Annotated in this window: 16 protein-coding genes; 3 read left to right on the forward strand and 13 right to left on the reverse strand. The window is 68.9% G+C overall.

Translation table 11 applies throughout. The annotated features are described in order from the left end of the window. Positions 1–222: 222 nt before the first annotated feature. Entirely contained in the window at positions 223–1,257 is a 1,035-nt protein-coding gene (locus BY998_RS01690; RefSeq protein WP_245421439.1) for a hypothetical protein, read from the forward strand. Between the two features lie 99 nt (positions 1,258–1,356). Then, entirely contained in the window at positions 1,357–3,672 is a 2,316-nt protein-coding gene (locus tag BY998_RS01695; protein ID WP_110349881.1) for an FdhF/YdeP family oxidoreductase, read from the forward strand. Between the two features lie 49 nt (positions 3,673–3,721). On the opposite strand, the gene BY998_RS01700 is transcribed toward BY998_RS01695, so the two are convergent. Then, positions 3,722–4,486, reverse strand: coding sequence for a glycosyltransferase (locus tag BY998_RS01700; RefSeq protein WP_146221740.1), 765 nt, complete (start codon positions 4,484–4,486; stop codon positions 3,722–3,724). A gap of 231 nt (positions 4,487–4,717) precedes the next feature. On the opposite strand from BY998_RS01700, the gene BY998_RS25145 reads away from it, so the two are divergent. Continuing rightward, the gene (locus BY998_RS25145) at positions 4,718–5,011 is read left to right on the forward strand and encodes an RNA polymerase sigma factor region1.1 domain-containing protein (protein ID WP_110349883.1); all 294 of its coding nucleotides are present in this window, start codon (positions 4,718–4,720) and stop codon (positions 5,009–5,011) included. Between the two features lie 7 nt (positions 5,012–5,018). Here the strand turns inward: BY998_RS25145 and recN are convergent, their stop codons facing one another. From recN to murC, 12 genes are all read right to left on the reverse strand, one after another. Continuing rightward, complete coding sequence (gene recN / locus BY998_RS01710; protein ID WP_110350242.1) at positions 5,019–6,719, reverse strand: DNA repair protein RecN; 1,701 nt, start codon at positions 6,717–6,719, stop codon at positions 5,019–5,021. Between the two features lie 127 nt (positions 6,720–6,846). Beyond that, positions 6,847–7,674, reverse strand: coding sequence for a glycosyltransferase family 2 protein (locus tag BY998_RS01715; RefSeq protein ID WP_110349884.1), 828 nt, complete (start codon positions 7,672–7,674; stop codon positions 6,847–6,849). A gap of 140 nt (positions 7,675–7,814) precedes the next feature. After that, positions 7,815–8,690 carry an outer membrane protein assembly factor BamD gene (locus BY998_RS01720; RefSeq protein WP_110350243.1) on the reverse strand — a complete coding sequence of 292 codons (876 nt, stop codon included), beginning with the start codon at positions 8,688–8,690 and terminating at the stop codon, positions 7,815–7,817. 161 nt (positions 8,691–8,851) lie between these two features. Then, positions 8,852–9,799 carry a UDP-3-O-acyl-N-acetylglucosamine deacetylase gene (gene lpxC / locus BY998_RS01725; RefSeq protein ID WP_110349885.1) on the reverse strand — a complete coding sequence of 316 codons (948 nt, stop codon included), beginning with the start codon at positions 9,797–9,799 and terminating at the stop codon, positions 8,852–8,854. A 352-nt stretch (positions 9,800–10,151) separates the two neighbouring features. Continuing rightward, positions 10,152–11,903 carry a cell division protein FtsZ gene (gene ftsZ / locus BY998_RS01730; RefSeq protein WP_110349886.1) on the reverse strand — a complete coding sequence of 584 codons (1,752 nt, stop codon included), beginning with the start codon at positions 11,901–11,903 and terminating at the stop codon, positions 10,152–10,154. A 106-nt stretch (positions 11,904–12,009) separates the two neighbouring features. Continuing rightward, positions 12,010–13,332, reverse strand: coding sequence for a cell division protein FtsA (gene ftsA / locus BY998_RS01735; protein ID WP_110349887.1), 1,323 nt, complete (start codon positions 13,330–13,332; stop codon positions 12,010–12,012). Positions 13,333–13,400: 68 nt separating this feature from the next. Continuing rightward, positions 13,401–14,339, reverse strand: a complete 939-nt coding sequence (locus tag BY998_RS01740; RefSeq protein WP_110349888.1) for a cell division protein FtsQ/DivIB — start codon at positions 14,337–14,339, stop codon at positions 13,401–13,403. Further along, entirely contained in the window at positions 14,306–15,229 is a 924-nt protein-coding gene (locus tag BY998_RS01745; protein ID WP_110349889.1) for a D-alanine--D-alanine ligase, read from the reverse strand. Before BY998_RS01745 ends, BY998_RS01740 begins: the two co-directional genes overlap by 34 nt. A gap of 61 nt (positions 15,230–15,290) precedes the next feature. Further along, the gene (locus tag BY998_RS01750) at positions 15,291–16,178 is read right to left on the reverse strand and encodes an SMI1/KNR4 family protein (RefSeq protein WP_110349890.1); all 888 of its coding nucleotides are present in this window, start codon (positions 16,176–16,178) and stop codon (positions 15,291–15,293) included. Positions 16,179–16,215: 37 nt separating this feature from the next. Beyond that, complete coding sequence (gene murB, locus BY998_RS01755) at positions 16,216–17,148, reverse strand: UDP-N-acetylmuramate dehydrogenase (RefSeq protein ID WP_110349891.1); 933 nt, start codon at positions 17,146–17,148, stop codon at positions 16,216–16,218. Then, complete coding sequence (locus tag BY998_RS01760) at positions 17,145–17,744, reverse strand: DUF559 domain-containing protein (RefSeq protein ID WP_110349892.1); 600 nt, start codon at positions 17,742–17,744, stop codon at positions 17,145–17,147. Before BY998_RS01760 ends, murB begins: the two co-directional genes overlap by 4 nt. Before the next feature lie 3 nt (positions 17,745–17,747). After that, positions 17,748–19,154 (reverse strand): UDP-N-acetylmuramate--L-alanine ligase, encoded by a 1,407-nt coding sequence (murC, locus tag BY998_RS01765; RefSeq protein WP_110349893.1) that lies wholly within the window; start codon positions 19,152–19,154, stop codon positions 17,748–17,750. Positions 19,155–19,196: the final 42 nt, after the last annotated feature.

Consider the following 19,196-nt stretch of genomic DNA (forward strand, 5'->3'; position numbering starts at 1 on the left):
TAAGAAGACGGCTACGCCGCCGCAAGAACGCCGGCCCGAAGGTTCGCGCAGGCCTCCCATCCCCCGGCGGGTTCACACCTTTTCTTGACGCGGCAGCCGCCGGCGGCGCGCGGGCTTGTTGCCAGGCTGCCACGTCCGCGCCACGGGTGACGTGCTACGACGATGACTGACTGCGCGCGACTGCCCGCGCCAGGGGCATCGAACCGGAATGACGAAGGCCTGATGTTTCTGCCCAACCCCGAAGGATCCCGTCAGGGCCGGCCTCGCCCGCCGCGCGCCGCGACGGGCCTGCTCGTCGCGCTCGCCTGCCTGGCGGGGATGTCCATTGCGCCGGCCCGGGCCCAGTCCTTCTTCGAGGAATTGTTCGGCATCGGCCGTGCCGCGCGGCCGCCGCAGCCGCCGCGCAACGTGCCGGTGCAGCCGCCCCAGCCCGTCGAACCCGGGACGCCGATCACGCCCCCGCCGGGCGAAGGGAGCGAGACGCGTTCGAGCGTGCCGGCCCAGCCGCGTCAGCCGGTGGTGCTGCGGGTGCCGGCCGAGGACAACGTCGCGGGACAGACCTTGCTGCTGAACGGGCTGAACGGCTCCCTCAAGATCGAGCGGAACGGCTCGGCCTACACGGCCCTCGTGAGCCTGCCCGGCACCAAGATCTCGCAGCCCACCGAGAGCTGCACGGTGAAGCTCGCCGCGGGCAAGCCGGTCTCGCTCGCCGCCGAGGGGCGTGCGCAGGGCGTCTCCCGCTTCACGGTCGCCAGCGCCGAATGCCCTCTGCGCTTCGAGATCCTCGACGGCAGCGTGCTCGCCACGCCGCTCGGCTCCGGGCCGGCCTGCACCTTCACCGCCGCCGATTGCGAGACGACCCCCTCCGGCCTCTGGGGACCGAACGCCGCCGCGCTGATGCCGCAGGCGGGCGAGTTCGACACCGCCCGCGGCGTCGCCGACAAGGCGGTACGCGACAATTACAAGGTCATGACCCAGCGGGCGCGGGGCGGCGACATCCGCCCGATCGTGCAGGAGCAGGCCGCCTTCTCCTCCGACCGGGAGCAGGCCTGCCGGACCTATGCCCGCGAGGGCGCCCACGGCTACTGCCACCTGCGCTTCACCGAGGCGCGGGCGATCGCCCTCGCCGCGCGGCTCGGCGCCAACACCGCCGCGCCGACGGCGGCCAACGCGCCGCCCCGGCCCCGCCGCAGCCGCGGGGCGGTGGAGGGCATGAACCCCGACGCGACCGGCGCGGAGCCCTTCGCCGATCAATAGGCGGAGGCGGACGACGCGAACCCGTAGGCATCGTCGCACGGGCGGAACCGGGCCTTTCGCGTGGATGTTGGCCGAGGTTCACGCGAAGCGAGCCCGGCCATGCCCGACCAGAAGATCGAAGCCTATACCGACCCGGCCGGCGGATGGGGGTCGGCCCGGTCGCTCGTCGACATCCTGACCCGCGAGGAGATCCCGGCCTCCGGTGCGGCGATGCTGATGAAGCAGAACAAGCCGGGCGGCTTCATGTGCGTGTCCTGCGCATGGTCGAAGCCCGCCAAGCCGGCCACCTTCGAATATTGCGAGAACGGCGCCAAGGCGACCGCCTGGGAGCAGACCCGCAAGCGGATCGGCCCCGATTTCTTCGAGCGCCACTCGGTCACCGAATTGCTGACCTGGCCGGACTACGACCTCGAGGAGAAGGGCCGGCTCACGCACCCGCTGCGCTACGATCCGCAGCGCGACCGCTACCTTCCCGTCGCCTGGGAGGAGGCTTTCGCGGAGATCGGCCGCGAGCTGAAGGCGCTGCGGGAGACCGACCCGACCTCGGCCGTCTTCTACTCCTCGGGCCGGGCCTCTCTTGAGACGAGCTACATGTACGCGCTGTTCGCGCGCATGTACGGCAACAACAACCTGCCCGATTCCTCCAACATGTGCCACGAATCGACCTCGAAGGCGCTGCCGCAATCGATCGGGGTTCCGGTCGGTACGACGGTGCTGGAGGATTTCGAATCGACCGACCTGATCCTGTTCTTCGGGCAGAATGTCGGCTCGAATTCGCCGCGGATGCTCCACCCACTGCAGGACGCCCGCCGCCGCGGCGTGCCCATCATCACCTTCAATCCCCTGCGGGAGCGCGGATTGGAGCGCTTCACCAACCCGCAATCGCCCGTCGAGATGCTGACCCATTCCTCGACGCAGATCTCGACCCAGTACCATCAGGTGAAGGCGGGCGGCGACATCGCGGCGATCGCGGGCATGTGCAAGGCGCTCTTCGCCGCCGACCGGCAGGCGCAAGACGAGGGCCGCCCGCGCATTCTCGACATCGACTTCATCGCCGAGCACACGCACGGCTTCGAGACGTTCGAAAAATTCTGCGACCGGCTCGACTGGCCGGCCCTGGAGACGAAATCCGGTCTCAAGCGGGAGGCCATGGAGGCGGCCGCCGCCGTCTACGCCCGGGCGCGGGCGGTGATCGGCATCTACGGCATGGGGCTGACGCAGCACCGCCGCGGCACCGAGACGGTGCAGATGTTCGTCAATCTGCTGCTCCTGCGCGGCAATATCGGCCGGCCGGGCGCCGGCATCTGCCCCGTGCGCGGCCATTCCAACGTGCAGGGCCAGCGCACGGTCGGCATCGCCGACGAGCCGTCGCTGGTGCCGCTGGACAAGCTCAAGGCGATGTACGGCTTCGAGCCGCCCCGCGAGAAGGGACTGAACACGGTCGAGACCTGCGAAGGCGTCCTCTCCGGCAAGGTGAAGGCTTTCGTCGGTCTCGGGGGCAATTTCGTGCGCGCGGTCCCCGATACGCGGCGGATGGAGGAGGCGTGGCGCGGGCTCCGGCTCACCGTCCAGGTCTCGACCAAGCTCAACCGCTCACACCTCGTGCATGGGGAGATCAGCTACATCCTGCCCTGTCTCGGCCGGATCGAGGTGGACGAGCAGGCGAGCGGGCCGCAGGCCGTGTCGATGGAGGATTCGACCTCCTGCTTCCACGGCTCGCGCGGTGTCGCCCGGCCCGTGAGCGACCATGTGCGCTCCGAGCCCTGGATCGTGGCACAGCTCGCCAAGGCGGCACTCCCGCCCAACCCGAAGGTCGATTGGGACGCCTGGGTCGGCGACTATTCCAAGGTGCGCGACGCGATCGAAGCGACGTACCCGGACAAGTTCAAGGACTTCAACGCACGCCTGTTCGAGCCCGGCGGCCTGCACAAACCGCTGCCCGCCCGCGAGCGCAAGTGGGAGACCGAGACTGGCAAGGCCAACTTCGCCGTCCCCCCGGACGGGCTCGACATGGACCCGGATATGAAGAGCGATCGCCGCGACGTGCTCGACCTGATCACTCTGCGCTCAAACGACCAGTTCAACACCACGATCTACGGCTACCACGACCGTTTCCGCGGCGTGAAGGGTACCCGGCAGGTGCTGTTCATGAACGAGAACGATATCGAGCGGCTGCATCTGGCCGACGGCGAGTCCGTCGATGTCGTGACGGAGGCCGCCGACGAGTTCGCCCGCGAGGTGAAGGGCTTGAGGATCGTCAAGTACGACATCCCCGAAGGCAATTGCGCCGGCTACTACCCGGAGCTGAACGTCCTGATCCCGCTTTGGCACCACGATGCACAGGCCAAAGTCCCGGCCGCGAAGGCGATCCCGGTGCGCATCGCCAAGGCGGCGGAACTGGCGGTCCACGATTGATCGGGATCGGTGATAAGCCTACCCCGCTGTGAGCCGGTGACCGTCTGCGTCAATTTAGAAAGAAGCGCTCGTTCTTCTGGCGCTCACTCCAATGCCCATTGGGCTTGCGGTAGGAGTAGTAGGCAGCAATTTCGAAGCCGGATTGCTGATTGTCGGCCATCTGGTGAACATGGATTTTTTCTTCGAAATCCGGTTTCAGCCTCGGACTAGGTGGCGCCGTGTCGAAGAAGACATCGATCAGAACATGCGTTCCTGTCATGTGATGGAGGTCGTACGGCACGTACTCCGCAGTCGACGCTTCACGGCGGTGCTGCTCGATAATGTTATGGATGATCTTTCTGATCAGTAAGTCGAGCTCATCCGCGCCTTTCCGCGCGGCAAGGACGCCGTTCATAAGATGAAAGTCCGTTTCGGTTCTGATTTCCCAGCCCTGGCCGAAGAGGATGAGGTTGTGGGTCGAAAGTGCGTCGAGCGTTTCCAGCAGCCGCGCCGGTGAGGTGGGACCGATATGGGCGTCGATATACAATCCTCCATGCTTTCGAAGCAGGAGGAGGCGCGCTAGATCCGATTTTGCCGACGGCAAACGAATGGACTGGAAGATCGGGACGAAGTCGGGTGGAAGCAGAGGCAAGATGTCGTCGTCGCCGAAGACAGTGCAATGTCGGTAGGCTCTCTGCCATGCCGGAGCGGCGGGAGGTGTTTCGATGTCCCGGCTTGTCCAGTACAGGATGATCATGGTCTTCTCGATGGACGGGGCTTCATATTGCGGGACTTGCTGACCAGCTTCTTGCATCATTGTCAGTGAGCACAGCAAGATGACATCCTTGGAGGATCGGGGCCGCTGTTTGCGAGACCCGTCACAGGATTTTGCCGCGCGCTGATACGGTCCGGTCAGTCGCTCTAGACTCTTCTCCCATGTCACCGTCCGTGCCAACCACGGGCAAGCTCTGCATCCTATCGGCCCGCGCCTGATGCAATATGCCCCGTAGGCCTCGTGTGAACTGGGAGACTCGACGCGCGCCCGCGCCGGTCCATATTCCGCTCTATGGACAGTTCGGACGGAGCTCACGCGCGACGGCAGGCGATTATCGATCGCCTGCTCGCCGACGCCCTGCGGCCGGCCGGCGGGGTCGTGCTGCCGAGCCACGACGCCCTGCCGGCGGATATCCGCATGACGGTCGACCGCCTGCTCGCCAAGGCGGATGCGGAGCGCCGCCGCTCGCTCACCTACGACGACCTGGAAGAGGCGTTGCCTCCTCGCGACGTGACCGCGGACGATCTTGAGGCGATCTTCTGGGTGCTGGCGGAGTACGGGATCGAGTTGGACGACGGCGAGTAGAATCCGGTCAGCCGGCGGCGCCCAGCAGCAGGCGTGCCGCTGCCGCGCGGGCCTCGTCGGTCACCGTGGCGCCGGCGAGCATCCGGGCGATCTCTTCACGGCGCGCATCCGCCGCCAGTCCGACCACCCGGGTCGTGACCCGCTCGCTCTTCTCCGCGCCCTTGGCCGCCTTGCCGCCCTTCACGCTGTCCTTGGCGATGCGGAAATGGGTCGAGGCGCGGGCGGCGACCTGCGGTGCGTGCGTGACCGCCACCACCTGGACCTGCTCCGAAAGCCGGCCGAGCCGCGCCCCGATGGCGTCGGCCACCGCCCCGCCGAGGCCGGTGTCGATTTCGTCGAAGATCAGGGTGGGGGCCGAGCCCTTGCCGGCCAGCACCACCTTGAGGGCGAGCATGAAGCGGGACAGCTCGCCGCCCGAGGCCACCTTCATCATCGGGCCGGCGCGGGTGCCGGGGTTGGTCTGCGCCCAGAACTCCACCCGCTCGGTGCCGGCGGCGTCGCGCGAGGCTTCGTCCACGGCGATCTGCGTGATGAAGCGCGCGCCTTCGAGCTTGAGCGGGGGAAGCTCGGCCTGGACCGCCGCGTCGAGCGCTTTGGCCGCCTTGCGGCGCCCCTCGCCGAGCCGCTTGGCCGCCTGGGCATAGGCCGTCTCGGACGCGTCCAGCTCCGCCTGAAGGCCGGCCAGGGCCTGCTCGCCGGCATCGAGGGCGGCGACATCCGCGTCGTAGCGGGTGCGCAGGTCGGCGAGGTCGTCGGCCGGGACCGAGTACTTTCGCGAGGCGGCTCGCAGGGCGAACAGGCGTTCCTCGACCCGCTCCAGTTCGCGCGGATCGAACTCCGCGGCGAGCACGGCCGCGTCCAGGGTGGCCCGGGCCTCGTCCAGGGCGACGAGGGCCGCGTCGAGCGCGGCGATGCTCGGATCGACCAGGGCCGGCACCGTGGCGCTGCGCCGCTCCAGCCGGCGCACGGCGGAGGACAGGTGCGGCACCATCGAGCCCGAGCCGCCGACGATGTCGAGGGCTTCGTTCAACTCCCGGGCGACCTTCTCGCCCTGCTGCATCACTGTGCGGCGCTCGGCCAGGATCGCCTCCTCTCCCGCCTGCGGATCCAGGGCGCCCAGTTCCTCCACCGCGTGGCGCAGGAAATCGGCCTCCTTCCGTGCGGCCTCGACCCGCTCACGCTGCTCGGTAAGGGCGGAGCGCGCGGCGCGCACGCGCTTGGCCGCGGCCGCGACCTGGGCAAGCGGGCCCTGGAGGCCGCCGAAGGCGTCGAGGATGGCGCGGTGCGTGGTGGGATCGGCCAGCGCGCGGTCGTCGTGCTGGCCATGGATCTCGACCAGAGCCGTGCCGATCGCCCGCATGGTCTGAACGCCGACCGGCTGATCGTTGACGAAGGCGCGGGTGCGCCCGTCGGCGAATTGCGTGCGGCGCAGGATCAGGTCCCCGTCGGTATCGATCTCCGCAGCGGCGGCGATGACGCGGGCGGGGTGGCCGGCGCCCACATCGAACACGGCGGTGACGCCGCCCTGGGCCTCGCCGTGGCGCACGAGCCCGCCGTCGCCGCGACCGCCCAGCGCAAGGGCGAAGGCGTCGAGCAGGATCGACTTTCCCGCACCGGTCTCACCGGTGAGGACGGTCAGCCCCCCGGAGAAGGTCAACTCGAGCTTGTCGATCAGAACGATGTCGCGGATCGCGAGCTGGACGAGCATGAAGCGGCGCCAGAGCCCCTCGTTGGATTTTCGCATCGCCCGAAGGGCGGCTATCGGCCCTCGGCAGATGATGATGCGCAGTCAGACACCACCTCGCGCGCCGGTTTAGCCGCAAGCTCGAGGGAGTTCATCCGGAAAGTGTGGGCTTGCGGTCAAGGATGGCACAGAGTCGCCGGTATTCGGCCGCGAAGGGGGCATCGAAGGCGCGGACCGCACGATTCTCCGTCCCGTAGCGGTCGCACTCTCGAACTTGAGACAGTGCCCTGTTCGGGTAGCGGTTGATCTGCACGCCTTCGAAGACCACGCGGTCCGCGGTCGTCTCGGAGGTCTCGGAGAAGATCAGTCCGTCCGAAAGAATCCGCCTACCGTGGCGGCAGATGACATCCTGGTGTCGTACGGCAGCGATCCTGTCGGCCCGCACCAACGTCCTGAAATGATAATGATCGTCCGATGCGTAAGGTGCGGAGCGGGTGAAGGCACGGGTCACGAGGGCACAGGACGGATCCTCGCGGCCCGAGACGCCGAAGTGGCGCCGGTTCACGTGCAGACTCGACACTGCGTCGGGCAGCGTTTCGATCAGGCCGGCCATCGTCGAGTGGCCGAGGGGTACGACGAATTCGTCGGGATCGAGATACATCACCCACGACGTTGCGAGATCCGACAGGGCGTGAACGTAGGCCATAATCTGCGCAGATGCGTCGGGCGGCGAGGGCCAGGGGACCCGTCGCAGCCGCAAGTCGCGCCGGACGAGCGCCTTGAACAGCGCGCGCGTGTCGTCGGTGCTCTCGTTGTCGTAGACGACGATTCGGTCGAACCCGATCGCGAGGTGGTGCGCGAGCCACTCGACGAGGTAGGGCCCCTCGTTTCGGACGATCGCGACGAGTGTCACGGCATTGGGATTACCGCGCAAAGCCCTATCGGCAAGCGCCCTGCGCCAGCGCAGAAAGGGCATCATGTCGGGCCCGGCGATGATCGTGATGCCTGCACAGGCTCGCTCCGCACCGTCTCACCTCGGCGAAACGGCAAAGCCCCAGCCGGTTCGAATCGGCTGGGGCGTTATCGTCATGCCGATGTCTCGGCGGAAGATGGCAAGCGTTACTCCGCCGCGGCGGTCCGTCCGATCACGCCGCGGTAGATCTTGCTGAGCCAGGAGCCCTTCTCCTCGCGCGGCTCGAGACCACCGGTCTGCAGGAGCGCGTAGGCGTCCTTGTACCAGGGGCTGTCCGGGAAGTTGTGGCCGAGCACGGCCGCGGCCGTCTGCGCCTCGGCGGTGAGGCCGAGCGCCATGTAGGCCTCGACCAGACGCTCCAGCGCCTCCTCGGCGTGGCGAGTCGTCTGATACTTGCTGACCACGTCGCGGAAGCGGTTGATCGCCGCCGGGAAGGCGCGCTTCTCAAGGTAGAACCGGCCGACCGCCATCTCCTTGCCGGCGAGCTGGTCGCGGGTGATCTGGATCTTGGCCTTGGCGTCGGCGGCGTATTCGGAGGTCGGATACTTCTGCACGAGTTCCTGGAGAGCCACGAGGGCGCGCTCGGAGCGCTCCTGATCGCGGGTCACGTCCGGGATCTGCTTATACTGCGACATCGCCATCAGGTACTGGGCGTAGGCCGCGTCCTTGCTCGCCGGGTGGCGCTGGAGGTAGCGCTTCGAGGCGTTGATCGCGTCGTCGTACTTCGCGCCCTCGTAGTTCGCGTAGGCCGTCATCAGCAGGCCTTTCCGCGACCAATCGGAATAGGTGTACTGCTTGTCGAGCTGGTCGAAGGACTTGGAGGCGGCCTCGTAATCCCGGTCCTCCATCTTCGCCAGGCCCTGGCTGTAGAGCTTGTCGGCCGGCGTGTCCGGGATGGCTTCGGGCTTGTACTTCTCGTTGAACAGGCCCGTCGGGTCGAGGGCGTCGCAGCCGCCGAGCCCCAGGCCCAGGCTGAGGAGCACGGCCACCATCGCGCCACGGGTCGGGAAAGTCAGAGGCATCGCGATCAAATCCCTGTCAGGCCCGACCGCTTCGACGGCGGCGCGGCCTACGCGCAGGTCGTACGGTTGGAGACCGATTCGGGCATGAAGACGGCAGGTGCGAACGAACCGTTCATGCCATCCGCCCGTCGTGCAGTTGAGGGCCCGATGTGGCCTGCCGGTTACAGTTCGGCGGCGAAGGCGGCGATGCCGAGACCGGCGCCGAACTCGGCCCGGGCGGTTTCGCGGCGGGTGCCCTGGCCCTCGACGATGGCGTAGTTCGCACGGTCGGCGAACAGGGCTTCGAGAATGCCGACATTCATGCGGTGGCCGCCGCAATAGGAGCGGTAGGCGCCCTGGATCGGCAGCCCGGCCAGCGCGAGATCGCCGACCGCGTCGAGGAACTTGTGGCGGACGAACTCGTCCGCGTAGCGCAGGCCTTCCGGGTTGACGACCGCGGTCTCGCCGACGGCGACCGTGTTGTCGAGGGAAGCGCCCAGCGCGAAGCCGGCTTTCCAGTAGCGCTCCACGTCCTTCATCATGCCGAAGGTGCGGGCGCCCGCGATCTCGCGGCGATAGGCGGCCGGGGTGAGGTCCATCGCCTTGCGCGAGCGGCCGATCACCGGGGATTCGAAGTCGATCTCCACGTCGAGGCGGAAGCCGCGGTCGATCGGGCGGAGTTCGGCGAAGGCGCGGCCGGCCTCGATGCGGACCGGCTGGAGCACCTTGATCCAGCGGCGCGCGGCGCCGCAGGTGGCGAGGCCGACGCTGTCGATCGCCTGGACGAAGGGACGGGCGCTGCCGTCGAGGATCGGCATTTCGGGGCCGTCGATCTCGACCAGAGCGTTGTCGACGCCGAGCCCGTAGAGGGCCGACATCAGGTGCTCGATGGTGGCGACGGCACCGGTCTCGACATCACCGATGACGGTGCAGAGTTCGGTGGCGGAGACGCAGGCGTAGTGGGCCTTGATCAGCCGGTCGTTGCCGGTCGTGGTGCCCGTTCGGAGGAACGCGATACCGTGGTTGGCTTGAGCGGGGTGGATCGTGATCTCTGCCGGGTTTCCGGAGTGAACTCCGATTCCGGTGAGGGTCACGGACGTTTTGAGCGTTGTTTGTTGGTTCGTCCGCATACCTTAGCCCTCGGCCAGGATCCTGCCCGCGCACCCCCGTCTCGGGGGCACGGTGTGGGGAAGTCCGTCCGCTGCTTGAAGCCTCTGCGAGCGCTGTCGGGTCGAGCGACCGTCCGCGCCTTCTGTCGTTCCGGAAGCGTGTATAGCTGTGGCAATCAGGGCGGCCAAATCACGGATTCTTACGATCTGTTACAGCCACGGTTTCGCCACGATTTCTGAAAAGCAATTTGAATTCAGTACGTTAACAAACAGATAAACCCGGGACCTTGCGGTCCCGGGCCTGTGGCTGAAATACCCCACTGCGTGCCGATAGGGGCTCGGTTGCCCCCATCGATCCACAGGCGATCCGCACTCAGTTCGCCTGACGGCGAAGGAAAGCGGGGATTTCGAGCTGGTCGTCTTCCATCATCCGGGGCGGCAGGGCGCGGCCCTGCGCGTCCAGGTTGCCTTGAGCCGGGCGGTATTGCGGCGCCTGGGGCGCCGGAGCACGCAGGGCCGGCTCGACGCGCGGCGCCGGGGCCGGAGCGGGAGCGCGGGCGGCCGGGGCCGGGGCGGTCTCGGCCTCCTCGCGGCGACCGCCGAAGCCGACGGTGGCCAGGCGGCGCAGCAGGGTCATGCGCTTGGAATCCTGGCTCGGCTCCGGCTGGGACTCCTCGCCGCGGCTCTTGAGGATCTGCGCCTGGGTGTGGGGCGGCAGGTCCGAGATCTGCGGCATGCGCGGCGCGCGGGCGATCTGCGGGCGCGGCGGCACATAGGGGCCGTTCGCTTGGGCGACGGGCTCCGACGCGCTCATCGGAGCCGCCGGCTCGTAGGCGGGCACGGCGGCGCGGGCGGGCGCGTGGGTCAGGACGACATCGTGGTGATGCGCCATCGGGGCGGGCTCGGCGCGCAGGGATTCGGCGCGCAGGGGCTCCGGCGCGGCGGGCTCGGCGAGAAGCGGCCGGGACGCGGGGGCGGATTGCGGCTCGGGCGCCGCGGCGCGGGCTGCGGGCTGATGAACCGGCTGGTGCGTCGAGGCGGGGCTCAGCGCGGCGGAGGCGCGGGCCCGGGCCTCGGAGCGCAGGCGCTCGGCCACCTCGGCGATGCGCTGCTCGGTCTGGGCGATCTCCGGGTTGTTCGGGGAATCGGCCGAGATCAGCGCCGGCTCGATGCCGGTGGCGACCACCGAGACGCGGATGATGCCGTCGAGGCTCTCGTCGAAGGTGGCGCCGAGGATGATGTTGGCATCCGAATCGACCTCTTCGCGAATCCGCGTCGCGGCCTCGTCGAGTTCGTACAGGGTGAGGTCCGAGCCGCCCGTGATCGAGATCAGCAGGCCGCGCGCACCCTTCATCGACACGTCGTCGAGGAGCGGGTTGGCGATGGCGGCTTCCGCGGCGCGGTTGGCGCGGTTCTCGCCGGAGGCCTCGCCCGTGCCCATCATCGCCTTGCCCATGCCGCGCATGATCGCGCGCACGTCGGCGAAGTCGAGGTTGATCAGGCCTTCCTTGACCATCAGGTCGGTGATGCAGGCCACGCCCGAGTAGAGCACCTGGTCGGCCATCGCGAAGGCGTCGGCGAAGGTGGTCTTCTCGTTGGCGACCCGGAACAGGTTCTGGTTCGGGATCACGATCAGGGTGTCGACCGCCGCCTGAAGCTCCTGGATGCCGGCTTCCGCCGTGCGCATCCGGCGCATGCCCTCGAACTGGAAGGGCTTGGTCACGACGCCGACCGTGAGGATGCCCATGTCACGCGCCGCGCGGGCGATGACGGGGGCTGCGCCCGTGCCGGTGCCGCCGCCCATGCCGGCGGTGATGAAGGCCATGTGCGCGCCCGAGAGCTGGTCGCGGATCTCGTCGATCACCTCCTCGGCCGCCGCCGAGCCGACTTCCGGGTGCGAGCCGGCGCCGAGGCCCTGCGTGACGCCGATGCCCATCTGGATGACCCGCTCGGCCTTGGAGGAGGTGAGCGCCTGGGCGTCGGTGTTGGCCACGACGAACTCGCAGCCGAGCAGGCCCGATTCGATCATGTTGTTGACGGCGTTGCCGCCCGCGCCGCCGACACCGAAGACGGTGATGCGGGGCTTGAGTTCCCGGATGTCCGGAGCCTGAAGAGAGATGGCCATGTGGTCGTGCCCTTCGTGACTTTCGATTGCCTGGTTCGACGCCGTGTTCGACGCCTGCCCTGTCTTGCTTGTCCCGCGCTGGCCTCGCTCCGGCGCGGGTCGTCCTTCAGAAGCTTTCCCGGATCCAGCGACCGACCCGGGAGAAGTATCCGTCCGTTCCCGTGCCGGCGAAGGCGCCCTGCCCCCGCGGCTCGAAATGCTCCGCATGTGCGACCTGCGGGTAGACCAGCAGGCCGACGGCGGCTGAGAAGGCGGGGCCCTTGGCCGCCTCGGGCAGGCCGCGGATACCGAGCGGGCGCCCGATCCGGACCTGTCCCTGGAGGATGCGGCGGGCCGTTTCCGGCAGGCCGACGAGCTGACTGGCGCCGCCCGTGAGCACGACTCGGCGCCCGGCCTGGGCACCGAAGCCCGCGTTGCGCAGGCGGTCGCGCACGAGTTCGAGCACCTCCTCGACCCGCGGCTTGACGATGCGCACGAGTTGCGAGCGGGGCACGTGGCCGGGGGCCTCGCCCTCGTCCTCGCCGACGCCGTGCACGGCGATCATGTCCCGCTCGTCGGAGGCCGTGGCGATGGCCGAGCCGTAGAGGGTCTTGAGCCGCTCGGCGACGGAGACGCGGGTGGAGAGGCCCCGCGCGATGTCCATGGTGACGTGGTGCCCGCCGACCGCGATCGCGTCGCAATGGACGAGGTGCCCACCCATGAACACGCCGACGCTGGTGGTGCCCCCGCCCATGTCCACGACGGCGCAACCGAGTTCCGCCTCGTCGTCCACCAGTGCGGAGAGGCCGGCCGCGTAGGGCGTGGCGATCACCGCATCGACGCCGAGATGGCAGTGCTCGACCGCCAGCATCAGGTTGCGCGCGGCGGCCGCTTCCGCGGTGACGACGTGCAGATCGACGCCCAGCGCGCTGCCGATCATACCGGAGGGATCGATCACCGCGCCCTGCCCGTCGAGCGCGTAGCCGATCGGCAGGGCGTGCAGCACGGCCCGGCCGGGACTGACGCCGTGGGCGCTCGCGGTCTCCAGCACGCGCTCCACGTCGGAGCCGGTGACGGTGCCGGAGCGGACGTTCACCCGCGCCTCAAAATGCTGCGAGGCGAGGCGCCCGCCGGAGATGTTGACGATGACCGACTGGACCTCGGCCTTGGCCATCCGCTCGGCGGCGTGGACCGCCTGACGGATCGCGCCCTCGGCCGCCTCCAGATCGACGATGGCGCCGCCCTTCAGACCCAGCGAGCGCTGGTGGCCGATGCCGATGATACGGGCGAGATGGGTGCGCCCGCGCAGGGTCGACATCGCCTCGGCCGGCTGCAACTCGGCGATGAGGCAGACGACCTTGCTGGTTCCGATATCGAGCACCGAGAGCGTCGCGCTCCGGCGGGCGGAGAGCGGCTTCAGGCGCGGCGTGAGGCCGTGATGGGTCTGCATCGGACGCTACCGGAACTCGCGGCGAAGGGCTCGGGACGGCACGGGGAGGCGGGCGGTTCGGGACGGGCTCATGTCGCCGTCCCCTTCTTCGGCTTCTTGCGGCTCTCGGCCCGGGCGGCCGCGGCCTCCTCGGTCAGGCGCACCACGACGCGGTCGGCCATGCGCAGATCGACGGCGATGATGTCCTTCTCCAGGATCCGATTCTCGCGCTCCAGGCGGACGAGCCGGGCCAGAGCCGCGGCGGGTTCGGATTCGGGCAGGCGGATGTCGACGCCGTCGAGCTTGAGCGTCCAGCGCCGGCCGGAGACGTAGGTGCCGGCCCGGATGCGCGCGCCGAGCGGCCCGGCGGCCTCGATCAGGCCGAGATATTCCTGAAGGCGCTCGTTGGCGCCGGCGCCCACCACGAGCGGCAGGTTGACGTAGCGCTCGTCGCGCAGGTCGTCGACGACCTTGCCGTCGGCGGCGATCACCTGAATCTCGCCGTTCTGCTGCCAGAGGGCGGCGGGCTCGCGCTCGACCTGATTGATGACGATCTCGTTGGGGTAGAGCTTGCGCACGGAGACGCTGGCGATCAGCTTCTCGGCGAGCAGACGCTCACGGGTGCGATCCACGTCGAGGAAGGGCACGGAGGAGCGCCAGTCGATGCCGGCGGCCTGCAGCACCTCGCGCTCGTACATCCGCGAGAGACCGGTGATGGTGACGCGCTCGACGCCGAATCCGGCGAGCCGGGCAAGGATGTCGACGGGCCGGCCGTTCTCGGCGACGAAGCCGTCGTAGCGCCCGCTCACGACGAAGCCGGCGAGAGCGATGCCGCCGGCAAGCCCGGCGATCAGCGCCGTGCCCGCGAGCCGCGGCACGCGCGCCTCGATCGGCACCGCCGGCCTGAGGCGGCGTGCCGACGAGAACCGCCTGAGGATCCTCGGGAGCCGAAGGCCCGCGAGGAGTCCGCCGCTGCCGGACGTGCCGGCGGCGTTCAGCGGTTGAGAGAAGCGTCCTCCACCATCCATCGGACGAGTTCACCGAAACTCAGGCCTGCGTGGGCCGCGATCTCCGGCACAAGGCTCGTCTGGGTCATCCCTGGCTGCGTGTTGACCTCCAGGACGACGAGGGCGCCGGTTCCCCCCGGCGTGTCGTCGTAACGAAGGTCGGCACGGCTGACGCCACGGCATCCCAGTGCTTGATGCGCCGTTAACGCCAACTCTTGGACACGCTGGTAAAGATTTAGTTTAAGATCGGCCGGAAGGACGTGGATCGACCCCCCGCCGGCGTACTTCGCATCGAAGTCGTACCACTCTCCCGAGACGGGCTTGATCTCGGTCACCCCGAGCGCCCGGTCGCCCAGCACCGCGCAGGTCAGCTCGCGGCCGGCAACGTAAGTCTCTGCAAGGACTTCCTCCCCGTAGACCCACGCGTCGGAGGCCAGGATCCGGGGCGGTTCCGAGGCCGCGTCGCGCACGATGATGACCCCCATGGAGGAGCCCTCGGCGATCGGCTTCACGACATAGGGAGGGGTTAACGGGTGTGACTTCGCCGCATCATGACGGTTAACGACCCGGCCCTCCGGGACGCTGACTCCGGCCGCGCGCATGACCGTTTTGGCACGCTCCTTGTGCATCGCGAGCGCCGAGGCCAGCACGCCGGAATGGGTGTAGGGGATCTTCAGGATCTCCAAGAGGCCCTGGATCGTGCCGTCCTCGCCGGCCGGGCCGTGGAGCGCGTTGAGCGCCGCGTCGGGCGCCAGCTCAGTCAGCACCGTCGCGATGTCGGGCCCGACATCGACGCGGGTGACGCGGTACCCCTCCCCTTCCAGCGCCCCGGCGCAGGCACTGCCGGAGCGAAGCGAGATTTCCCGCTCGGAAGACCAGCCGCCCATCAGGACGGCGACGTGCTTGGACATCGGCTAGAGCCTTTCAGGGCTGGTTGGGCGCCACGGGCGCACGATGGTGTGGGCGAGACAATCAGGCCTCCTCGCCGAGGAGCCGGCCGCCGCGCAACGCGACGCCCGCCTCGATGGTGACGCCGTGCCGCCGTAACCCGGCGAAGAAGCACGCGAAATCGGGGCGGCGGAAGGTGATGCGGCCGGGGCGATCCGGCGCGGTCGCGTCGAACAGCACCACGGACGGTTCGGAGGCCGCCTCCGCGTAGTCGAGGCAGAGCCAGAGGTCGGAGCCGTGGTTGCTGAGCGCGATCAGGCGATCGATCTCGGGCAGCGCGGCGCGCCAGGACGCCTCCTCGCTGCCGAAATCGATGCCGTCACTGATCGCGCCGAGGCTCTCGAGCCGCTCCAGGCCGGCCAGGTCGAAGCCGGGCAGCACCGTCTGCCAGAGTTCGTCGGCCGCGCGCACCGCTTCGTCACCTTCAAATTCGAGGGGTGCGCCGGGGGAATCCGTGGCGAGGAAGTAGTCTGTCACCCCGCCGTTCCGCCGCCGGTAGAGCGCCCTGAGCGTTTCGGGCAGCCTCACCCCAAGGCGGGCTTCGGCCGCGCCGATCGCGGCCTCGGCCCTTGCCATCCAATCCCCGGCCTGCCTGTCCGCCTCGAAGAAGGAGTCGACGGTCGGGCCGTCGGGATCGATGAGAAGGCGCGGTTCCGGCTGCGGGGTCGAATCTCTCAGGCTGACGAAGCGCTCGGTGAGCCGGGTATGCGCGGCCTCGCAGCGAAGCCGAAGGGCCGCGTAGGCGTCCCGAGAGAGATGGGCACCGGGTTTCGCGTCGTCCCACCCGCAATTGAGCCGGTCGCGCAGGCGCAGGATGTCGCCGCCCGTCCGAGCCCGATCGGCCTCGACGGCGATGTCATCGACGAGCCTGCCGAGATGCTCGGTCAGGGCTGTGGGGTCGGTGGAAGCCATGGGCGATGCGTCCTCCGCTCTCGACGCGGGCCAAGCGTCAGGCGGGCGTGGTCTCGCGGCCGATGCGCTTGATCTCCCAGTGCAGCTCGAAGCCCGAATGGTCGCGCACCCGGCGGCGCACCTCCTCGCCGAGCCCCTCGATGTCGGCCGCGGTGGCGCCGCCGCGGTTGATCAGGAAGTTGCAGTGCATCTCCGAGACCTGAGCCCCGCCCCGGACCAGCCCGCGACAGCCGGCGGCGTCGATGAGCTGCCACGCCTTGCCGCCCTCCGGGTTCTTGAAGGTCGAACCGCCGGTGCGCTCGCGGATCGGCTGGGCGGCCTCGCGGGCCGCGGTCACCCGCTCCATCTCCGCCTCGATCTCCTCGCGGTCACCCGGCCGGCCCTGGAAGGACGCGCCCGTGAAGATCACGTCGTCCGGCGCCGAGGAATGACGATAGCGAAAGCCCATCTCGGCATGGGTGAAGCTGCGGAGTTCGCCCTTGCGGTCGATGCCGCGGGCTTCGATCAGCACGTCGGTGGTTTCGCCGCCGTGCGCCCCGGCATTCATGCGCAGCGCGCCGCCGACGGAGCCGGGGATACCGCGGAAGAAGGCGAGTCCGTCGAGGCTGGCTTCCGCCGCCGCCTTGGCGAGGCGCATATCCGGCACGGCGGTGCCGGACCGGATGGTTTCGCCGTCGATCTCGACCGAGCCGAAGGCCTTGCCGCCGAGCCGGATCGTCACGCCGGGAATGCCGCCGTCACGCACGATCAGGTTCGAGCCGAGCCCGATCACCGTGACGGGCACCGACGGATCGAGCGCGGCGAGGAAGCTCGCCAGATCCTCCTCGTCGGCCGGGCTGAACAGCACCTGGGCGGGACCGCCGACGCGGAACCACGTGAGGTCTGACAGCGACTGGTTTGCGAGCAGACGGCCGCGGAGGCCGGGCGCGGCGGCGCGGATCTTTTCGATCAGATCGGGAAAGGCGGTCATCCAGAGTCTCCCCCTCCCCCCGCACGCGGGGAGAGGGCTTCGGCGACCTCGTCGTCGCCGAAGCGAGGCGGCAGCCGGGGGTGAGGGGGCGGATCCGGAGGAGGCTCGCGCGTCGAGGCCCCCTCACCGTCGCCCTGCGGGCTCGTCGCGCCGGCGACCCAAGTCGGGCTTGCCCGATTTGGGCAACCTAGATCGGAACTCGGGTAAACCCGAGGTCCGAGGTCGTCGCGACCCTCTCCCCGCGAGCGGGGAGAGGGAGGAAGCGCGTCAAGGATTGTGTCTAATACGCCGATGACGTTGTTCGAAACCTCCGCGTTCCAAAAACGGAGAACGCGGTAGCCACGCTCGACCAGCCATGCATCTTTCTCGGCGTCATAGTCGCTGTCCGCATGCTGACTGCCGTCGAGCTCGACGTTCAGCCTCGCCTCACGGCAGCAGAAATCCGCCACATACGGGCCGATGCTCTCCTGCCGGACGAACTTGAACCCGGCGAGACGACGGTCGCGCAGACGAAGCCAGAGACGGCGCTCGGCCTCGGTCTGGTCATGCCGAAGCCGTTTGCGAAACTGCCTCCGCTCGTCGTCCGCGGGGCGCACGCCTCATCCTTGCAACGCCGCCAGCTCTCCCGGCAACGCGTAGGCCCACTGGGTGATGGTGCCGGCGCCGAGGCAGACCACATAGTCGCCGGTCTGCGCGCGGCTGCCGACGAGGCGGGCCAGATCCTCCGGGCGCTCCAGGGCGACGGCGTCGCGGTGGCCGCGGGCCTTCAGGCCGCTGATCAGGGAGTCGCGGTCGATGCCTTCGATCGGTGCCTCGCCCGCTGCGTAGACGGGGGCGACGATCACCGTGTCGGCGTCGTTGAAACAGGTGCAGAAATCCTCGAACAGCGACTGAAGCCGGGTGTAGCGATGGGGCTGCACCACGGCGATCACGTTGCCGTCGGTCGAGGCGCGGGCCGCGCGCAGCACCGCCTGGATCTCCACCGGGTGGTGGCCGTAATCGTCGAAGATCGTCGCGCCGTTCCACTCGCCCGTGCGGGTGAAGCGGCGCTTGACGCCGCCGAAGCCTGCCAGAGCCTTGCGGATCGCGTCCGCCGGAACCCCGAGTTCGTGGGCCACCGCCAGAGCCGCGGTGGCGTTGAGGGCGTTGTGGCGGCCGGGCATCGGCAGGACGAGATCCTCGATCTCCATACGGAAGCCGGGCCGGCGGTCGCGGATCATCACCCGGAAGCGGCTCTGACCGCCCTTCAGGTCGATGTCGATGAGGCGCACGTCGGCCTGCGGGTTCTCGCCGTAGGTGATGATGCGCCGGTCCTCGATATGTCCGACCAGATCCTGGACGATCGGATGATCGATGCACATCACGGCGAACCCGTAGAACGGGATGTTGTCGATGAAGCGCCGGAAGGCGTCCTTGATCGCCTCGAACGAGCCGAAATGGTCGAGATGCTCCGGGTCGATGTTGGTGACGATGGCGACATCGGCCGGCAGCTTGAGGAAGGTGCCGTCGGATTCGTCGGCCTCCACCACCATCCATTCGCCTCCGCCCATGCGGGCATTGGTGCCGTAGGCGTTGATGATGCCGCCATTGATCACCGTGGGGTCGAGGTTGCCGGCATCGAGCAGCGTCGCGACCAGCGAGGTCGTCGTGGTCTTGCCGTGGGTGCCGGCCACCGCGACGCAGGACTTGAAGCGCATCAGCTCGGCCAGCATCTCGGCGCGGCGCACCACCGGCAGGCGGCGCTCGCGGGCCTCGATCAGCTCCGGGTTGTCGCGGCGGATTGCGGTCGAGACCACCACCAGCGCGGCCTCCGCGACGTTCTCCGCCTTGTGCCCGACGAAGGTGCGGATGCCGTTCTCGGCCAAGCGCCGGACGTTGGCGTTGTCGTTCGCGTCCGAGCCCTGCACGGTGTAGCCGAGATTGGCCATCACCTCGGCGATGCCGGACATGCCGATGCCGCCGATGCCGATGAAATGGATGGGGCCGAGCTTTTCGGGCAGCTTCATGTCACGAACCTTTTGAGCCCCGGAGCGCGCGGCATCCGGGAC

The organism is Methylobacterium sp. B4 (genome assembly GCF_003201865.1).
In the GTDB taxonomy this organism is placed as follows: Bacteria; Pseudomonadota; Alphaproteobacteria; order Rhizobiales; family Beijerinckiaceae; genus Methylobacterium.